At 64.9% G+C, this 16979-nt stretch carries 14 protein-coding genes; 8 read left to right on the forward strand and 6 right to left on the reverse strand.

What is annotated here, in order from left to right; translation table 11 throughout:
• The first annotated feature begins 40 nt into the window (after window positions 1–40).
• On the forward strand, window positions 41–907 hold the full coding sequence (locus B7Z66_01450; GenBank protein ID OYV78241.1) for a glycosyl transferase: 867 nt from the start codon (window positions 41–43) through the stop codon (window positions 905–907).
• Window positions 908–967: 60 nt separating this feature from the next.
• Here B7Z66_01450 and B7Z66_01455 read toward each other — a convergent pair whose 3' ends face one another.
• Complete coding sequence (locus B7Z66_01455) at window positions 968–2320, reverse strand: hypothetical protein (GenBank protein ID OYV78242.1); 1353 nt, start codon at window positions 2318–2320, stop codon at window positions 968–970.
• 621 nt (window positions 2321–2941) lie between these two features.
• Between B7Z66_01455 and B7Z66_01460 the strand changes: the two genes are divergently transcribed.
• The 6 genes from B7Z66_01460 (at window position 2942) to B7Z66_01485 (ending at window position 8690) form a co-directional block, all read left to right on the forward strand.
• Window positions 2942–4663, forward strand: a complete 1722-nt coding sequence (locus B7Z66_01460; protein OYV78243.1) for a type IV-A pilus assembly ATPase PilB — start codon at window positions 2942–2944, stop codon at window positions 4661–4663.
• Between the two features lie 3 nt (window positions 4664–4666).
• Complete coding sequence (locus B7Z66_01465; protein OYV78244.1) at window positions 4667–5884, forward strand: type II secretion system protein F; 1218 nt, start codon at window positions 4667–4669, stop codon at window positions 5882–5884.
• A 112-nt stretch (window positions 5885–5996) separates the two neighbouring features.
• Complete coding sequence (locus B7Z66_01470; GenBank protein ID OYV78245.1) at window positions 5997–6875, forward strand: prepilin peptidase; 879 nt, start codon at window positions 5997–5999, stop codon at window positions 6873–6875.
• Window positions 6876–6982: 107 nt separating this feature from the next.
• Window positions 6983–7585 carry a dephospho-CoA kinase gene (locus B7Z66_01475; protein ID OYV78246.1) on the forward strand — a complete coding sequence of 201 codons (603 nt, stop codon included), beginning with the start codon at window positions 6983–6985 and terminating at the stop codon, window positions 7583–7585.
• 1 nt (window position 7586) lies between these two features.
• Window positions 7587–8450, forward strand: coding sequence for a hypothetical protein (locus tag B7Z66_01480; GenBank protein OYV78247.1), 864 nt, complete (start codon window positions 7587–7589; stop codon window positions 8448–8450).
• 36 nt (window positions 8451–8486) lie between these two features.
• Window positions 8487–8690, forward strand: a complete 204-nt coding sequence (locus tag B7Z66_01485) for a DNA gyrase inhibitor YacG (GenBank protein OYV78248.1) — start codon at window positions 8487–8489, stop codon at window positions 8688–8690.
• A gap of 91 nt (window positions 8691–8781) precedes the next feature.
• Here B7Z66_01485 and B7Z66_01490 read toward each other — a convergent pair whose 3' ends face one another.
• The 4 genes from B7Z66_01490 to B7Z66_01505 all read right to left on the reverse strand — a co-directional run bounded on the left by B7Z66_01490 (window position 8782) and on the right by B7Z66_01505 (window position 15189).
• Complete coding sequence (locus B7Z66_01490) at window positions 8782–9780, reverse strand: thiamine monophosphate synthase (GenBank protein ID OYV78249.1); 999 nt, start codon at window positions 9778–9780, stop codon at window positions 8782–8784.
• Between the two features lie 346 nt (window positions 9781–10126).
• Window positions 10127–11335 (reverse strand): bifunctional ornithine acetyltransferase/N-acetylglutamate synthase, encoded by a 1209-nt coding sequence (locus B7Z66_01495; protein OYV78393.1) that lies wholly within the window; start codon window positions 11333–11335, stop codon window positions 10127–10129.
• A 55-nt stretch (window positions 11336–11390) separates the two neighbouring features.
• The gene (locus tag B7Z66_01500) at window positions 11391–14120 is read right to left on the reverse strand and encodes a preprotein translocase subunit SecA (protein OYV78394.1); all 2730 of its coding nucleotides are present in this window, start codon (window positions 14118–14120) and stop codon (window positions 11391–11393) included.
• Between the two features lie 145 nt (window positions 14121–14265).
• Window positions 14266–15189: a hypothetical protein gene (locus B7Z66_01505; protein OYV78250.1), complete on the reverse strand. Its 924-nt coding sequence runs from the start codon at window positions 15187–15189 to the stop codon at window positions 14266–14268.
• A gap of 63 nt (window positions 15190–15252) precedes the next feature.
• Here B7Z66_01505 and B7Z66_01510 point away from each other — a divergent pair, with 63 nt between their 5' ends.
• On the forward strand, window positions 15253–15810 hold the full coding sequence (locus tag B7Z66_01510; GenBank protein ID OYV78251.1) for a hypothetical protein: 558 nt from the start codon (window positions 15253–15255) through the stop codon (window positions 15808–15810).
• 80 nt (window positions 15811–15890) lie between these two features.
• On the opposite strand, the gene B7Z66_01515 is transcribed toward B7Z66_01510, so the two are convergent.
• A complete protein-coding gene (locus B7Z66_01515) occupies window positions 15891–16802 on the reverse strand; it encodes a UDP-3-O-[3-hydroxymyristoyl] N-acetylglucosamine deacetylase (protein OYV78252.1) in 912 nt (303 codons plus the stop codon).
• Window positions 16803–16979 lie beyond the last annotated feature (177 nt).

The raw sequence follows: 16979 nt of genomic DNA on the forward strand, positions 1-16979 counted from the left end.
AATGGCCGGGCCGCCGTAAGCGCGACGACCCGGGGCCGCGATGCCGCATACACTCAGTATCATCATCCCCGCGCGGGATGAAGCCGAGGGTCTCGAACGGTTGCTGCCGGCGTTGCGCACTCAGCACCCCGACGCCGAGATCCTGGTGGTGGACGACGGATCCGCGGACGCCACGCGCGCGGTCGGCCTGCGCCACGGGGCGACCGTCATCTCCCATCCCTACGGCCAGGGCAACGGCGCGGCGGTGAAGACCGGCGCCCGCGTCGCAAGCGGCGCGGTGCTGGTCTTCATGGACGCCGACGGGCAGCATGACCCGAACGACATCGCCCGGTTGACCGCGGCCCTGGAGCAGGGCTACGACATGGTGATCGGCGCGCGGGACGGTGCGTCCCAGGCGAGCCTGTGGCGGGGCATCGGCAACCGGCTCTACAACCGATTGGCGAGCTGGATGGTGGGCCACCGGATCGATGACCTCACGTCGGGTTTCCGCGCCGTACGCGCAGCGAAATTCCGCGAATTCCTGTTCCTGCTGCCGAACGGCTTCTCTTACCCGACCACCAGCACCATGGCCTTTTTCCGCGCCGGCTACGCCCTCGCGTTCGTCCCGATCCATGCCGGGAAACGCCTGGGCCGCAGCCACATCCACCCGCTACGGGACAGCTTGCGGTTTTTCATGATCATCTTCCGGGTGGCGACCCTGTACTCACCGCTGAAACTGTTCCTGCCGATCAGCGCCGCATTCTTCGTACTTGGGCTCATCCGCTACAGCTATACCTACGCCCTGCACGGTACCTTCACGAATATGAGCGCGCTGCTGCTGATCATGGCGGTCCTGGTATTCCTGATCGGCCTGGTCTCGGAGCAGATCACCATGCTGGTCTACCAAGCCTCCCACAAGGACCGCTAGGAGCCGGTCCGGGGTCCGGCCGATGGCGCGGTACGCAACCGGGATCGCACCGGGTTTCCGCTACCGCCGCCGCAACCATGGGACCCGGGCGTGGGTCCATACCCCGACCAGCCGGCGCGCACCCAGGAGCATCCCGATGTTCTGGGCCACCATGCCGGCGCCTGCCACCGCGGCGACGCCGGCGATCCCGTAGCGGTCCACCACCAGCAGGATCCCCAGGATCGTCATGCCGCCGGTCACCAGCGTGATCTTCATCATCGCACGCTGATGCCCGGTGAGGATCAGGGTATATCCACAGGATCCGGTCCCGACGTGCACCACGTGGCCAATGGCGAGGAACAGGAGCGCGCTGCCCGCGTGCCGGTAATATCCGCCATAGAACAAGGTCATGACGGAATCCGGCGCCACCGCAATGGCCACCAGGGCAAGCAGCGACGGCAGGATGGTGAGCGTGGCGCTGCCGCGCAGGGTGTCCTCGAGTTCCCGCAGGCGCCCCCGCGTGTGCAGGTCCACGATCACCGGCGGCAGGACGCCATTGGCCAGCAGCAGCGGGATCCGCACCAGCCGTGCCAGCTGGGCAGCGGCGCCGTAGAGCGCTACATCCGCACCGGCCCGGAAGCTGCCCACTACCCACAGGTCCATCTGGCCCAGCACGAAGAACGCCAGGTCGCTGACCAGCATCGGCCAGGCCACGGTTATAAGCGCACGATAACGGACGGTACCCGCGCGCAGCGCTTGCGCCGGGACCACGGAGGAGCGCCGGATCAGCCAGGCACCCCCGGCCAAGGCCGCTACCATGGAGGCCGCCGCGGACACCATCACCACCCCGTTCAATTCCATGCCCACACCGGCGGACCACGCGGTGAACAGCGTGACCGCGGTCAGGGCGTTGGGCAGCGCGCCCCCGAACAGGGTGGCCCGCCCCACGGCATGGAAACCGCGGCAGCCTTCCGCTGCAAGGCGCTGGAACCCGATAAACAGCACCCACAGGACCACGGGGCCCATCGCCGCTGCCATCGGTCTGGAATCAAACACATGGACCGCGATCCAGTGGCCACCGCCGGTCAGGGCCACCGTGACCCCCAGGGTCCCGCAGAGCGCCAGTACCAGCACTTTGCGCACGGTCTGCTGCGCACGCACGGGGTCCGCGGTGGACAGGGACTCGCCCAGAAAACGCACCAGGGTATTGGCCAGCCCCAACTGCGCCACCAGCGCGGCCGCGCCTACCAGACTCACGATCAGAAAATACGCACCCGCTGCATCCGGGGCCAGCAAGCGCGTAACCAAGACATTGACCGCCACGCCGCCCACCGTGGCCAAGGTCCAATAGAAGGCCACCCACCGGCCGCCCCGCCATAACCGCGCCACGCCGCCGGGGGCTGGTCCGTCCGTGGTTCCACGCTGGGGATTCATCGTGACTCCTTGGGCCGCCGCGGCTGTGCCCGTGGGAAACGGCCGCAATCGCGCGGGGCGGTGCCCGCAGCGCCGGTGGGGCTGAATCCGGGGTCGGCGTAACACCACCGCTCCTGTTTCGACCCCAGGCCCCGGGCGCTGAAGACCGCCGGGTGCCCGCGGGCGGCCCGGCGGCGCCTGGGAACCCGGGGGTTCTTCTAGGCCCCCGGCCGGCCACCCTGAGTCGGCCCTGTACGCCGCGCCGGGCAATGGTACTATTGAAAGGTACGCCCCGGCCCATCCACCACCGGGCCGCAACCACAGGGACGTGGGATGAAAGGCTTACCGAACGGGCATCTTCCGCCGTACTGCCGTGGCTGGCCCACGGCAACGTCCCCTGGCCGGTCCATCGCTGCCCACCTTCCGGGGGGCGGGGCACCGTTGCCATCCGCCGTGTTTCCGCCCCTACCCCGTCCCCTTAAGTTCATGGGGTCAACGGTCGATATCCAAAGGGCCCGGGAGCCCCACAGCCGTACCAATAAATATTTGGTATCAATGGATTATTTGGTGAACCCGGTCAAGGTTTGCGGCCCTGTTCCAAGGGAACATGGTAGCGTCGCGCCACACGCAAGGTAGGACACCATGGCGATCACCAACCCGCAGGTCCGTTTCGGCGGCCTCCCCCACCGGCTGGTACAGGACGGCCTGCTCACCGAGGTGCAGGCTCAGCAGAGCTACGACGAATCCCAGAAAAAACGCATCCCGTTCGTCACCTACCTGGTGGAGAACCGCATCCTCGACAGCGGCCAGCTGGCGGCCGCTGCCAGCCACGAATTCGGCGTCCCCCTGTTTGATCTGGAGGCGATGGATCTGGAGCACGCCCCGATCAAACGGGTCAGCGAGAAGCTGATCCGGCAACACCACGCCCTGCCCCTGTTCAAGCGCGGCAACCGTCTCTACGTGGCGGTCTCCGAGCCCACCAACCTGCAGGCCCTGGACGACATCAAGTTCCACACCGGGATCAGTACCGAAGCGATCCTGGTCGAGGAGGACAAGCTCACCAAGGCCATCGAGCGCGCGCTGGAGGCCAACGACACCGCCCTCTCGGACCTGTTGGACGCGGACCTGGACAATGTCGATTTCAGCGCCGAGCCGGATAGTGGAAACGAATCGGCGGCGGACAACCTGGACTCCGGGATCGACGACACCCCGGTGGTGCGGTTCGTGAACAAGGTCTTGCTGGATGCCATCAACAAAGGGGCTTCCGATATCCATTTCGAGCCCTATGAAAAGACCTTCCGGGTGCGCCTGCGTCAGGATGGCGTCCTCTACGAGATCGCCTCGCCGCCGATCAACCTTGCGAGCCGCATCTCCGCGCGCATCAAGGTGATGTCACGCATGGACATCGCGGAGCGGCGCGTCCCCCAGGACGGGCGCATCAAGATGACCCTGTCGAAGAGCCGCGCCATCGACTTCCGGGTGAATTCCTGCCCCACCTTATTCGGCGAGAAGATCGTACTGCGTATCCTCGACCCCAGCAGCGCGAAGCTGGGCATCGAAGCCCTGGGCTACGAGGATGACCAAAAGCAACTCTATCTCGAAGCGCTCCACAAGCCCTACGGGATGGTACTGGTCACTGGCCCCACCGGCAGCGGCAAGACGGTATCGCTGTACACCGGGCTGAATATCCTCAACACCGCGGACCGCAACATCTCCACGGTGGAAGACCCGGTGGAAATCAATATGCCCGGCATCAACCAGGTCAACATGAATTCCAAGGCCGGGCTCACCTTTGCCGAGGCGCTGCGCGCCTTCCTGCGCCAGGATCCGGACGTGATCATGGTGGGAGAAATACGGGATCTGGAAACCGCCGAAATCGCCATCAAGGCCGCCCAGACCGGTCATATGGTGCTCTCCACCCTGCACACCAACGACGCCCCGCAAACCCTTACCCGGCTGATGAACATGGGCGTGCCGTCCTACAACATCGCCTCCTCGGTGAGCCTGATCATCGCGCAACGCTTGGCGCGGCGGCTGTGTAACCACTGCCGCCGCCCGGTGGACGTACCCAAGGAGGTACTGCTGGACGAGGGGTTTCGTGAAGATGACCTCGAACACATCAAGATCTACGGGCCCGTCGGCTGCGAGCAGTGCGCCAGCGGTTACAAGGGGCGTGTGGGCATCTATCAAGTCATGCCCATGACGGAAGCGATCCAACGCATCATCCTCGAGGCTGGAAACGCCATGCTGATCGCTGAACAGGCGACGCGGGAGGGCATCGCCGACCTGCGCAGATCCGGCTTGAGAAAAGTGATGCAGGGCGTTACCAGCCTCGATGAGATCAACCGGGTTACCAAGGACTAGACCATGGCGGCGAAAGCGATCAAGAACACCCTATTCCTCTGGGAAGGCTCGGACCGGCGCGGGGCGCGCGTCAAAGGAGAAGCGCGCGCATCGAACCCGGCCATGGTCAAGGCGGACCTGCGCCGCCAGGGCATCAAACCGCTGAAGGTGCGCAAAAAGGGCCAGCCCCTGTTCGGCGGAAAAAAGAAGGTCACCGCCAAAGACATCGCGATCTTCAGCCGCCAGTTGGCCACCATGATCGCGGCCGGCGTACCGCTGGTGCAGGCCTTCGAGATCGTCGGCCGCGGCCACGAAAACCCGGGCATGCAGGAACTGATCATGGCCATCAAGGCCGACGTGGAGGGCGGTGGTAACCTGACCGATGCCCTGTCCAAGCACCCGCGCCACTTCGACGGCCTGTTCTGCAACCTGGTGCGGGCTGGGGAGCACGCCGGTATCCTGGATTCCCTGCTGGACAAGATCGCGACCTACAAGGAAAAGACGGAGGCATTGAAGGGCAAGATCAAGAAGGCCCTGTTCTACCCAACCGCGGTCGTGATCGCCGCGATCATTGTGACCACGATCATGCTGCTGTTCGTGGTGCCCACCTTCCAGAGCCTGTTCAAGAGCTTCGGCGCCGACCTGCCCGCCTTCACCCAGATGGTGATCAACCTGTCCGAATGGCTGCAGAAGTGGTGGTGGGTGGCGCTGATCGGCATCGCGGGGGCAGCGGCGGGCTTTGTACAGGCCAAACGGCGCTCCAAGCGATTCCGGGAACTCCTTGACCGCATGGTCCTCAAGATCCCCATCATCGGCGATATCCTGAACAAGGCGTCGATCGCGCGCTACTGCCGTACCCTGGCCACCATGTTCGCCGCCGGCGTACCATTGGTGGAGGCGATGGAATCGGTGGCCGGCGCCACCGGCAACAGCGTCTACGCCAATGCCGTGCTCCAGATGCGCGAGAATGTGGCCACCGGCCAGCAGTTGCAAATCGCCATGCAGCAGGTCGGCCTGTTCCCCAACATGGTGGTCCAGATGGTGGCCATCGGAGAGGAATCCGGCTCCTTGGACGCAATGCTCAGCAAGGTGGCGGACTTCTACGAGGAAGAAGTGGACAATGCGGTGGACGGCTTGAGCAGCCTGCTTGAGCCCCTTATCATGGCGGTACTGGGTGTGCTGGTCGGCAGTCTGGTGATCGCCATGTATCTGCCCATCTTCAAGATGGGTTCGGTGGTTTGACCGACGGCGGTCCGTGGGCCATCCGGGCCGCGGACCGCATGCATCCCTGCCGCCGCCGGCGTCCACCCACTGTGTGCCGCCCGCCGGCACCCTAGACGGGCCATAGCCGGGCATGCCTCTGATCGAACTTCTGCAACAAAATCCGGTGCTGCTGGCCGTCGTGGCCGGCGTCCTGGGTCTGATGATCGGCAGCTTCCTGAACGTGGTCATCCACCGGCTTCCGATCATGCTCGAGCGGGACTGGCGGGAACAGTGCGTCGAATGGCTCGGTGACGGTGCGGAGCCGGGACCGGCAGCGGAGACCTTCAACCTCGTGGCGCCGCGGTCGCGCTGCCCGCACTGCGGACAGCAGATTTCGGCCGCCGAGAACATCCCCGTCATCAGCTATCTGTTACTCGGCGGCCGCTGTTCCACCTGCAAGGCCCACATCTCCATACGCTATCCACTGGTGGAGCTCGCCACCGCCGGGCTGTCCGCGTTGGTGGTCTGGCACTTCGGCTACGGCCCCCAGGCGGGCGCGGCGCTGCTGCTGACCTGGGCACTGATCTGCCTCACCCTGATCGACATCGACCATCAGCAGCTGCCCGATCTCATCACCCTCCCTTTCCTGTGGCTCGGCCTGATGCTCAGCCTGCCTGGCGTGTTCACCGGCCCCCGCGCAAGCATACTCGGCGCGGTGATCGGCTATATGAGCCTATGGACCGTCTATAAACTGTTCAAAGCGGTAACCGGGAAGGAGGGCATGGGTTATGGCGACTTCAAGCTCCTCGCCATGCTCGGCGCGTGGTTCGGTTGGCAGAGTGTGCCGCTCGTCATTCTGCTCTCCTCGGTAGTGGGTGCCGCGGTGGGGATCACTCTGCTGGTGGTCCAGCACCGCGAGCGGGGTCAACCGATGCCCTTCGGCCCCTATCTTGGGGCGGCCGGGTGGATCGCTATGCTCTGGGGGAACGACCTGATCCGCCTCTACTGGAGCTGGTTTGGGGTGCGCTGACGCACCCCGCGCGCCGGCACCCGTCACCCTTGGCGCCAGCGCGCGCCGGTCCTACACTGCACCCGGGCGGGGGGTCGGTTCCCAAGGGCGGGCAGGGGCAATTACCAATGCTGATCGTAGGGCTCACCGGCGGAATTGCCAGCGGCAAATCCACTGCAGCGGAGTGCTTCGCCAAGCGCGGCGCCCCAGTGATCGACACCGACCGGATCGCCCGCGAACTGGTGGAACCCGGCACCCCGGCGCTTATGCGGATCGTGGCGGACTTCGGGTCCGAAGTCCTCACTGCGGCGGGTCGCCTGGACCGCAGGGCCCTCGGCCGCAGGGTGTTCCGGGACCCCGCCGCACGCCACCGCCTGGAGGAGATCCTCCATCCGCCGATCCGCGCGGAGACCCGCAAGCGGCTTGCGGTACTGGACGCGCCTTATGTTATTGTAGTGATTCCACTGCTGCTGGAATCCGCTCAGGGTGATCTGGTCCAACGGATCCTGGTGGTAGACACCCCCGAATCGCTGCAACGGCACCGGGCCAGTGTCCGCGACGGACTATCCAGGGAACAGGTAGATGCCATCATGAGTGCACAGAGCGACCGCGTCACCCGGCTTGCCGCCGCAGACGACGTCCTGGTCAACGATCTCGATCGCTCCCAACTGGAACGACAGGTCGAGGCCTTGCACCAGCGTTATCTGCAACTCGCCAGGCCCTACGCCTGACATGATCCAGGAACCCGGCTGGGCCGATCTGTGCGACGTGGCGCAGGCCCCCGCGGAAACCATCCCGCAGCGCGGTACGCATTCCATCATGGACGCAGACAGACAGATCTACTACGAACACCCGTTGACCGAGCGGGTGCGGACCTTTCTGCGCCTTGAGTTCCTGTTCAAGAGCACCCTCCACTATCTGAAAGGGCGGACGCTCTGGGACAGCCGCGCCGCGCTCCAGGGAATGCTGGAAATCCTCAGCATCCTGGGCCGCAACGACCTGAAAGCAGAACTGCTGAAGGAGCTGGAGCGCCATGCCTCTAACCTCGCCGCGCTGCGGGAGCGCCCCGGGGTGGACCGTCAGCGCTTGGCCGAACTGCTCCAGAAACTGACCTCTCTCACCGAGAGCCTGTACGGTTCCAGCGCACAATTCGCGCTGGAACTGCGGGAGAACGACTTCCTGGCCAGCATCCGCCAGCGTAGCGCAATCCCTGGGGGAACCTGCGAATTCGACATGCCCGGTTACCACTACTGGCTGCAACAGGAGCCGGACACGCGCTACTGCCAGCTGCGCGGCTGGTTCGACGTGTTCGAACCGCTATACCAACCCATCACCCTGATCCTGTTCCTGATCCGCCAGAGTGCCGAAGCCCTACCCACGCGTGCCGAGCGTGGATTCTTCCAGCAGAACCTGGACCCCAACACCCCATGCCTGTTGATGCGCGTTGCGCTACCCGCAGACGCACGCCATTTCCCGGAGATCAGCGGCGGACGCCACCGTTTCACCATCCGTTTCTGGGAACAGGAATCACCTGTGGCGCGCGCGATCCAAACCGCGCGCGACGTGGATTTCGGTCTCGCCTGCTGCGCCGGTTGATTCCTGGAAACCGCATCGCGCAACCGGGATGCCGTCATGAGCCGCGATCCAACCCCACCGCCCACCGTGCAGTGCCCCACCTGCGGGAGGCGCGTGGAATGGTCGGCCCGCAGCCCCTGGCGCCCATTCTGCAGCGACCGTTGCCGGCTCATCGATCTCGGCGCCTGGTTGGACGGCAGCCGCGCCATCCCGGGAGCACCGGTCCCCCCCGAGTCCGCGGAGGACGAAGTGGAGCCCTGATGTCGTGCTCCACCGGTGCTCGTCCCGGCAAGCGCAGCGGCGACCACACCGAAAAATGCCGGTTAATCTGGAAGCACCAGGCTGGAACCGCTCAGCCCGCGGAACCGGCGTTGAGGTCCGCCGCGGGTGGTGCGACTGGGCCATCGGCTCCCCACAGCGCCCGGATCGCCGCCACACCCTGGGCGCCACTGGCAAACGCGTCGGCCAGATCCCCCACCGCAACACCCCCGAGGGCATACACCGGGAACGGAACCGCGTCCGTCAGCCGGGCGAAACCGTCCCATCCCAGCACCGGCATTCCCGGGTGGCTCGGGGTCGGCGCCACTGGCGAAAGCACGGCGAAGTCCACGCCGACCCGGGCCGCGTGGGCCAGTTCCGATGCGTCGTGGCAAGACGCGGCGACCCATTGATCCGGCGGCAGGGGTCGTTGGATAAGGGCCATCAGTCGCGCCGCAGAGAGATGAACACCGTCGGCACCGAGTGCCTGCGCCGCGCACGGCGCCCCATTTATCAGCAGTTGCGCGCCATAGCGGTGACAGCAGGCCACGGCGCGCGCGGCCAGCCACTCTCCATCCTGGGGATCGAGGCGTCGGACCCGCAACTGCACCAGGCGCAGACCAAGGGCCAGTCGCTGTTCCAACCGGTCCAGGAACTCCCCCAGATCAGGACCCGGCTCGGGCGTGATCAGATAGCGGTCCGGAAGCCGCAGTGCCACCAGCACCGGCCGGTCCGCGGCAGGGAACGCCCGGGTTCCCAGATCCTGCGGAAACACCCAATCCAGGGGTTGCCCCTCCCGGCCTTCCGGAGCGCCGTGAAAAGCGGCCACTCGCCACACATCCAGCATCACCCGGCGGTCCGGATAATCATGGGGTACCCGGATCAGCGGCCGCGCCTCCTGCACCTCAATGCCCAACTCCTCGGCCAGCTCCCGTCCCAGGGCGGCGCGCGCGCTCTCCCCCGGTTCCACCTTCCCCCCGGGGAATTCCCATAACCCCCCCTGATGGGCGTGGTGCGGCCTGCGGGTAATCAGCACGCGCCCGCGCGTGTCGAAGATAACGGCAACGGCAACGTGTATGGGGACGGCGTGCATGGGAACGGTAGCGCCTGTCGGAGAATCCGGTAATCAATCGACGGACCGGTATGGGCCGGGCCGAGCCGGCCCGACTCCGGCGTTGCGGATCGGTGCGAACCCGATGTCCCCATCGCAGCGCGACGGGGTTTGTTCCAGGGCGGCGCGATCCCGGCTGCGTACCGCACCATCCTCCGCGACCCTACATGAACTAGAACCTATCTCAAAATGCATGCCGGTCGCCCATGCGGCGTTGCGGACCCTGCTGCGGTGCTCATTTACCGGGTGTAAACGGCGCTCATCGCAGGGCCCGCGCCGTGCCTGAACGCCCGATCTGCGATTTTGGTATAGGTTCGTTCTATGCAGATTAAGTACGATACTCCGCATTGATACGCACGTAGTCGTAGGATAGATCACAGGTCCACACCTGGGTGCTAGCGCTACCCCGGTCGAGCTCAATGCGCACCGTGATCTCGTCCTGGGCCATGACCGTCCGGCCCTCGGCCTCGAGGTAGTCCGCGGCACGGGCACCCGCGCGCACGATGCATACCGCGCCCAGGTAGATGCTCACCCGGTCAAGATTCAGGTCCGTAATCCCAGCGCGCCCCACGGCGGCCAGAATCCGGCCCCAGTTGGGATCACTGGCGAAAAAAGCGGTCTTCACCAGAGGCGAGTGGGCTACGGCGTCTGCCACCCGACGGCCCTCCAGGGCATCGGCGGCGCCCTCAACCTGGATGGTGATGAACTTGCTGGCGCCCTCCCCGTCACGGATGAGGGCCTCGGCGAGCCCAACGCACACCGAGCGCACCAGTTCCTCGAGTTGCTGCCGGGCCGCGTCCGTATCCGGCAGGGCTTGACGCCCAGTGGCCATCAGCACGCAAGCGTCGTTGGTGGAGGTGTCTCCATCCACGGTAATGCAGTTGAAGGACACCGCCGCCGAGCGCGCCAGACAGCCCTGCAGCCAAGCCGGGTCCGCTGCAGCGTCGGTCGCAATGAACGCCAGCATGGTCGCCATGTCCGGGCGGATCATGCCGGAGCCCTTGGCGATCCCAGTCACGGTAATGGTGTGGCCCTCGATGGCCGCTACGCGCGAGACGCCCTTGGGAACCGTGTCGGTAGTCATGATACCCGCGGCGGCCCGCGGCCATTCATCTTCTCCGAGGGCCCCGATCGCCGCTGGCAAGGCCGCCTGTATCCGGGAGACCGGCAGCGATTCGCCGATCACACCCGTGGAAAAAGGCAGCACCGCGTCAGGCGCGCAGTCCGCGAGGGCAGCGAGGGCAGCGCAGCACTGCTCGGCGTCCTGGATCCCCGCCTGTCCGGTGCCGGCGTTGGCATTGCCGGTATTGATCAACAGGTAGCGCGGCGCACCCGCAGCCAAGTGCCGGCGCGCGACCTGCACCGGTGCCGCCTGGAAGGCATTGCGGGTAAACAGGGCGGCGCAGACGGTCTCGGCGGTCAATTCGATCACCACCAGGTCGCGCCGCCCGGGGCGCTTGATGCCGGCAGAGGCGGTACCCAGCCGGATGCCGGATACCGCCTGGAGTGGCGGCAAACCGGTCAACCCTACCGCCATCGACGCCGCCCGTCCGCCCATAGGGTCCTGCCCGCTCCGTGCGATGGGCCCACGATCACTCCAACCGGCCGTGGCAATGTTTGTACTTCTTGCCCGAGCCGCAGGGGCAGGATTCGTTGCGCCCGACCTTGCGGCCGTTGCGTACGAAAGGTTCCTGGGACGCGGGTTCGGCGGCCCCATCCCCCTCCGGCCCTGAATCGGCGCCCGCGGCGGTTAGCGCCGAGGCCTGGGCATGTTCGTATTGGACCTTGGGTGGAGCGCTGGCACGCCGGCGCGCTTCCATCGCCTCCACATCCTCCTCGGCGCGCACCTGAACGCGGGACAATACGCTGATAGTCTCCCGCTTGATCTGCTCCAGCATCTCCGAGAACATCTCGAAGGCCTCCCGCTTGTATTCCTGGGTCGGGTCGACCTGGGCGTAGCCACGCAGGCCGATCCCCTGGCGCAGATAATCCATGGCCGCCAGGTGCTCCTTCCAGTGGGTATCCAGCACCTGGAGCAGCACCGCCTTCTCGAAGTGGCGCAACACCGGGGTACCGGCGGCTGTCTCCTTCTCAACGTAGATCCGCTCCAACTCGCCCAAAATACGGGCGCGCAGGGCGTCCTCGTCCAGGGCCTCGTCTGCCTCCAACCACGCCCGGACCGGGACCTGCAAACCCAACTCGCGGTCCAGTGCCTCTTCCACCCCCGGCAAGTCCCACTGTTCGTCCAGGCTCTGCGGCGGGATGTATTGATCGACGACCTGGGTAACCACGTCGCGGCGGACCGCCTCGATGGTATCGGAGACGTCGTCCTCGGACAGCAGCTCGTTGCGTTGGCCGTAGATCACCTTGCGCTGATCGTTGGCGACATCGTCATATTCCAGGAGGTGCTTGCGAATATCGAAATTATGGGCCTCCACCTTGCGCTGCGCGTTCTCGATCGCCTTGCTGACCCAGGGGTGCTCGATGGCCTCGCCCTCCTTCATGCCCAGTTTCTGCATGATCGCCGCGACCCGCTCGGAGGCGAAGATCCGCATCAGATTGTCTTCCAACGACAGGTAGAACCGAGTGGAGCCCGGATCGCCCTGACGTCCGGAGCGGCCCCGCAACTGGTTATCGATACGCCGCGACTCGTGACGTTCGGTACCCACGATGTGCAATCCACCCAGTTCCACCACCTGGTCGTGACGCCGCTGCCAATCCTCGCGGATGCGCCGGGCAGCCGCCTCATCCAACTCTCCGGCCTCGGCGAGCTCCGCCTGCAGGCTGCCACCCAACACGATATCGGTGCCGCGGCCCGCCATGTTGGTGGCGATGGTCACTGCCTTGGGCCGGCCCGCCTGAGCCACGATCTGGGCCTCCCTCTCGTGGAACTTGGCATTCAACACTTCGTGCGGAACGCCGGCCTTCTTCAGCTCTTCATCGAGGAGCTCCGATGCCTCAATGGAGGCGGTACCCACCAGGACCGGTTGCCCTCTCTGGTGGCAGTCCCGCACATCCTCGACGATGGCCTCGAACTTTTCCCGGGCAGTGAGATAGACCAAATCCCCAAGGTCTTCCCGGACCATGGGCTTGTGGGTCGGGATCACCACCACCTCAAGCCCATAGATGGTCTGGAACTCATAGGCCTCGGTATCCGCGGTACCGGTCATCCCCGAGAGTTTGGTGTAGATACGGAAGTAATTCTGAAAAGTGATCGAGGCCAAAGTCTGGTTTTCGCTCTGGATCGGCACGCCTTCCTTGGCCTCCACAGCCTGGTGCAGGCCCTCCGACCAGCGCCTGCCTACCATGGTACGGCCGGTGAACTCGTCGACGATGATCACCTGCTTGTCCCGCACGATGTAGTCCACATCGCGGTGGTAGAGGGCATGGGCCCGCAGCGCGGCGTTCAGGGTGTGCATGAGCGCCAAGTTGGCGGCGTCGTAGAGGCTGTGACCCTCCTCAAGCAACCCGGCCTTGGCCAGCAGTTCCTCCACCCGCTGATGCCCGTCTTCTGTGAGGAACGCCTGTTTGTGCTTTTCGTCCAGACTGTAGTCGCCCGGTCCGTCCTCTTCCTTCTGGGCGGTGAGCTGTCCGACCAGCACGTTGACCCGCCGGTACAGATCCGAGTTGTCGTCGGAGGGCCCGGAGATGATCAGCGGCGTGCGGGCCTCGTCGATAAGGATCGAGTCCACCTCGTCGACAATCGCATAATAGAGTCCCCGCTGGACCTTGTCCTCGATCCGGAACGCCATGTTGTCCCGCAGGTAGTCGAAACCGAATTCGTTGTTGGTCCCATAGATGATGTCCGACTGGTACGCCGCCCGCTTGTCCTCGGGGGACATTTCCGCAACGACCACCCCCACCGTTAGTCCAAGGAACTCGTAGATCTGGCCCATCCAGGCCGCGTCGCGGCGCGCCAGGTAGTCGTTGACCGTGACGATATGAACGCCTTTGCCCGGGATCGCATTCAGATAGGCGGCCAGGGTGGCCACCAGGGTCTTCCCCTCGCCGGTGCGCATCTCCGCGATCTTGCCCTCGTGGAGCACCATCCCGCCGATGAGCTGGACGTCGAAGTGACGCATGTTGAGGGTCCGTAGGGCGGCCTCCCGCACCACGGCAAACGCCTCGGGCAAAAGGGCGTCGAGGCCTTCGCCAGCGCCATAGCGATCACGGAACTCCGCGGTCCGAGCGCGGAGTTCGTCATCCGACAAGGCCTGGGTTGAAGGCTCCAGGGCGTTGATTTTCTCCACTACCCGGCGGTTCTGCTTAACGAGGCGTTCGTTGCGGCTGCCGAAGATGCGCTTGACCAGATTGGTGACCATGGGGGACCCGATTTCCGTCTGTCCGAAGGATATCCGTGCATGATAGCGCAAGTCGGCGCTCCGGCGCAGACCGGGAGGAGCCCTGCTGCACGGGACGGGCAGCAGGGTGTGAGGTTGGCGGTCTGGGTGCGCAGGGCCGCGGCGCTCAGCGCCGACTCTGCACCATCTTGACGGGATTGATTGCCTTGCCGTAATAGCGCACTTCGAAATGCACATGGGGTCCGGTGGAGCGGCCGGTGGAGCCCATCTGCGCAATCTCCTGCCCCTGCGCCACCTTTTGACCGACGTGGACCAGCAACTTTTCGTTGTGGCCATATAGGGTGGCGTACCCGTTTCCGTGGTCGATCTCCACCAGGTTCCCGTAACCGTAGCGGGAACCCGCCCAGGTCACGATCCCGGCGGCGACCGCGTCCACCGGGGAGCCCTCCTTGCCCGCGAAATCCACCCCGGGGTGAAATTCGGGACGCCCGGTAAACGGGTCGGTACGGCGCCCGAAATAGGAGGAGATCCAGCCGTGCTGGATCGGCCACCCGGCGGGCAGAACCTCCTCCTGGAGCTTCCGGTGCATCAGCAGGTTCTCGAGGACCTGGAGCTGCTGATCCCGGTCGGAGAGCTGCGCGGAAAGCATCTGGAGGGACGCCATAAAGTCCGGGACGGACACGGATTCCAGTTCCGCGGGATCCTTAGGCCCGCCTTCGGCTGGAGGCTGGCTGAAGTCGAACTCCCCCTTGTCCAGTTTGGCCATCTCCACCAGCCGTTCACCCAGCGCGTCGATGCGTATCATACCCGCCTGCATCTGGCCGAGACGGAGCGCCAAGGCGTCCATGTTGTCCCGCGCATTCCGTTCGGCACGCTGGATCTGGCCCTGCTGGGACGCCACCGCTTGGGTCATCGCGCGGATCACGACCTGGGACTGGCCCAGGCCCAGCCGATACCCGCCGTAGCCAATGCCAGCGGCCATAACACCTAGGAAAAGCAGGAAAAAACCAATAAACTTGGGTTGGCCCAGATCGACTAAAGTCGGCCGGCTGGCCGTCTTACGGAAACACAGGACATTGATCATGCTCATATTATCGGCCTCAGCGAACACTGGTTGAGCAGCTATCGCACGGACCGACAATTTGTTTTTATAATGCATGATCGGCGATTTTTTGATCTTAGCCCCCTCCCAAAGAAGAATACTGTGACCCAAGGCCGATTTCCAGTTTCGATGGGGGAATGGCTCGCCCGGGAAGGCGGCGACTTCGGGGATCTGTTGGCCGCAGCGCGACGCCTGCGGGCGCTGGAGCGGGTCGTTGCCCGCTGCCTGCCCGAGATTCCGGCCCATCATCTGCGCGCGGCCCGATACCAGGATGGGCGGTTGGTACTGGAGACGGACTCCCCGGTCTGGTCTGCCCGCCTGCGTTACCAGACTCCGTCCCTGCGGCGTTGCCTGGAGCGCGAGGGCCTGGACCTGCGGGAAATCTTGGTCCGGATTGCCCCGGAGCGGCGGCCCATGGGCACACTTACCGCTTCCCGCAGCGCGCGGATATCCCGGGAAAGCGCAGGATTCATCCGGCGCTACGCCGCCACGGTCCGGGATCCGGCGCTGCGGGCCGCTCTCGAACGGCTATCCGGCCGCCACCAGGATACTCCCGACCCCGCCGCGCCCTGCGCCCCCGACGACGAAACCGGGGAAACCCCAGGCTGACCGGGTCCAGAAACGCGGAAGGCCGCGCAAGCGGCCTTCCTGATCCAATCCCGTGCATGTGGATCGGCCTATAATGCGCTTCAGGCCACCTCTACCGGCTGGGTGAAGGAGATCGGCGCTCGTTCATCCCCCTCGAAGGTGACCACTTCCCAAGACGCCTGATCCGCCAACAACGCCCCCAGCAGGCGGTTGTTGAGGGCGTGGCCCGACTTGTGGGCGCTGAAGGACCCGATCAGGCTCGCACCCAACAGGTACAGGTCTCCAATAGCGTCTAGAATCTTGTGTTTGACGAATTCGTCCTCGTAACGCAACCCGTCCTCGTTGAGGATCCGATAGTCATCCACCACCACTGCATTATCCAGCCGCCCGCCCAAGGCGAGACGGCGCTCACGCAGCAGCTCGATGTCGCGCAGAAACCCAAAGGTCCGCGCCCTGCTCACCTCCTTGACGAAAGAGGTGGTGGAAAAATCCATCACCGCCCGCTGGGTATGGTCCCTGAACACGGGATGGTCGAAATCGATGTCGAAGGATACCTTGAACCCGTCATAGGGTTCGAAACGGGCCCACTTGTCGCCGTCCTCCACTGCCACCGGCCGCTTGATCCGGATAAAACGTTTCGGCGCGGGCTGCTCCTCGATACCGGCGGATTGAATGAGAAATACGAACGGACCAGCGCTGCCATCCATGATCGGGACCTCGGGTGCGCTTACGTCCACGTAGGCGTTGTCGATCCCGAGCCCTGCAAAGGCTGACAACAGATGTTCGACCGTGCAGATCCGCGCGGCCCCCTTCACCAGCGTGGTCGACAAGCGCGTCTCGCCGACGTTTTCGGGGCTGGCCTTTATCTGCACCGGTTCCGGCAGATCGGTGCGCTGAAACACGATGCCGGTATCCACCGCGGCCGGCCGCAGCGTCAGGTAGACCTTCTCACCGGTATGCAAACCGACGCCGGTGGCCCGGATCACATTCTTCAAGGTGCGTTGCTTGATCATCGGTGTATTAGTTCCATCCGGTCAGCGGTTTGCAAAACCGCGCGTAGGTTAACACAAGGGCATCTCCGGACGCGCCCGAAATCGGCGTAAATCTGCGTAAAGTCCGATCAAAGGCCCGCTCCCGACATCGGTTCGGTAAAATTGCGAACTCCGTCACACTCAGTAACGCGGCAGTCC

The organism is Chromatiales bacterium 21-64-14 (assembly GCA_002255365.1).
Classification (GTDB): domain Bacteria; phylum Pseudomonadota; class Gammaproteobacteria; order 21-64-14; family 21-64-14; genus 21-64-14.

Bases quoted from the DNA above. Each gene is read 5' to 3' on its own strand.
- B7Z66_01470 (OYV78245.1), top strand. From the start codon at position 5,997: ATGCCTCTGATCGAACTTCTGCAACAAAATCCGGTGCTGCTGGCCGTC.
- B7Z66_01505 (OYV78250.1), bottom strand. From the start codon at position 15,189: ATGAGCATGATCAATGTCCTGTGTTTCCGTAAGACGGCCAGCCGGCCG.
- B7Z66_01490 (OYV78249.1), bottom strand. From the start codon at position 9,780: ATGCACGCCGTCCCCATACACGTTGCCGTTGCCGTTATCTTCGACACG.
- B7Z66_01495 (OYV78393.1), bottom strand. From the start codon at position 11,335: ATGGCGGTAGGGTTGACCGGTTTGCCGCCACTCCAGGCGGTATCCGGC.
- B7Z66_01455 (OYV78242.1), bottom strand. From the start codon at position 2,320: ATGAATCCCCAGCGTGGAACCACGGACGGACCAGCCCCCGGCGGCGTG.
- B7Z66_01460 (OYV78243.1), top strand. From the start codon at position 2,942: ATGGCGATCACCAACCCGCAGGTCCGTTTCGGCGGCCTCCCCCACCGG.
- B7Z66_01465 (OYV78244.1), top strand. From the start codon at position 4,667: ATGGCGGCGAAAGCGATCAAGAACACCCTATTCCTCTGGGAAGGCTCG.
- B7Z66_01450 (OYV78241.1), top strand. From the start codon at position 41: ATGCCGCATACACTCAGTATCATCATCCCCGCGCGGGATGAAGCCGAG.
- B7Z66_01480 (OYV78247.1), top strand. From the start codon at position 7,587: ATGATCCAGGAACCCGGCTGGGCCGATCTGTGCGACGTGGCGCAGGCC.
- B7Z66_01485 (OYV78248.1), top strand. From the start codon at position 8,487: ATGAGCCGCGATCCAACCCCACCGCCCACCGTGCAGTGCCCCACCTGC.
- B7Z66_01475 (OYV78246.1), top strand. From the start codon at position 6,983: ATGCTGATCGTAGGGCTCACCGGCGGAATTGCCAGCGGCAAATCCACT.
- B7Z66_01500 (OYV78394.1), bottom strand. From the start codon at position 14,120: ATGGTCACCAATCTGGTCAAGCGCATCTTCGGCAGCCGCAACGAACGC.
- B7Z66_01510 (OYV78251.1), top strand. From the start codon at position 15,253: ATGCATGATCGGCGATTTTTTGATCTTAGCCCCCTCCCAAAGAAGAAT.
- B7Z66_01515 (OYV78252.1), bottom strand. From the start codon at position 16,802: ATGATCAAGCAACGCACCTTGAAGAATGTGATCCGGGCCACCGGCGTC.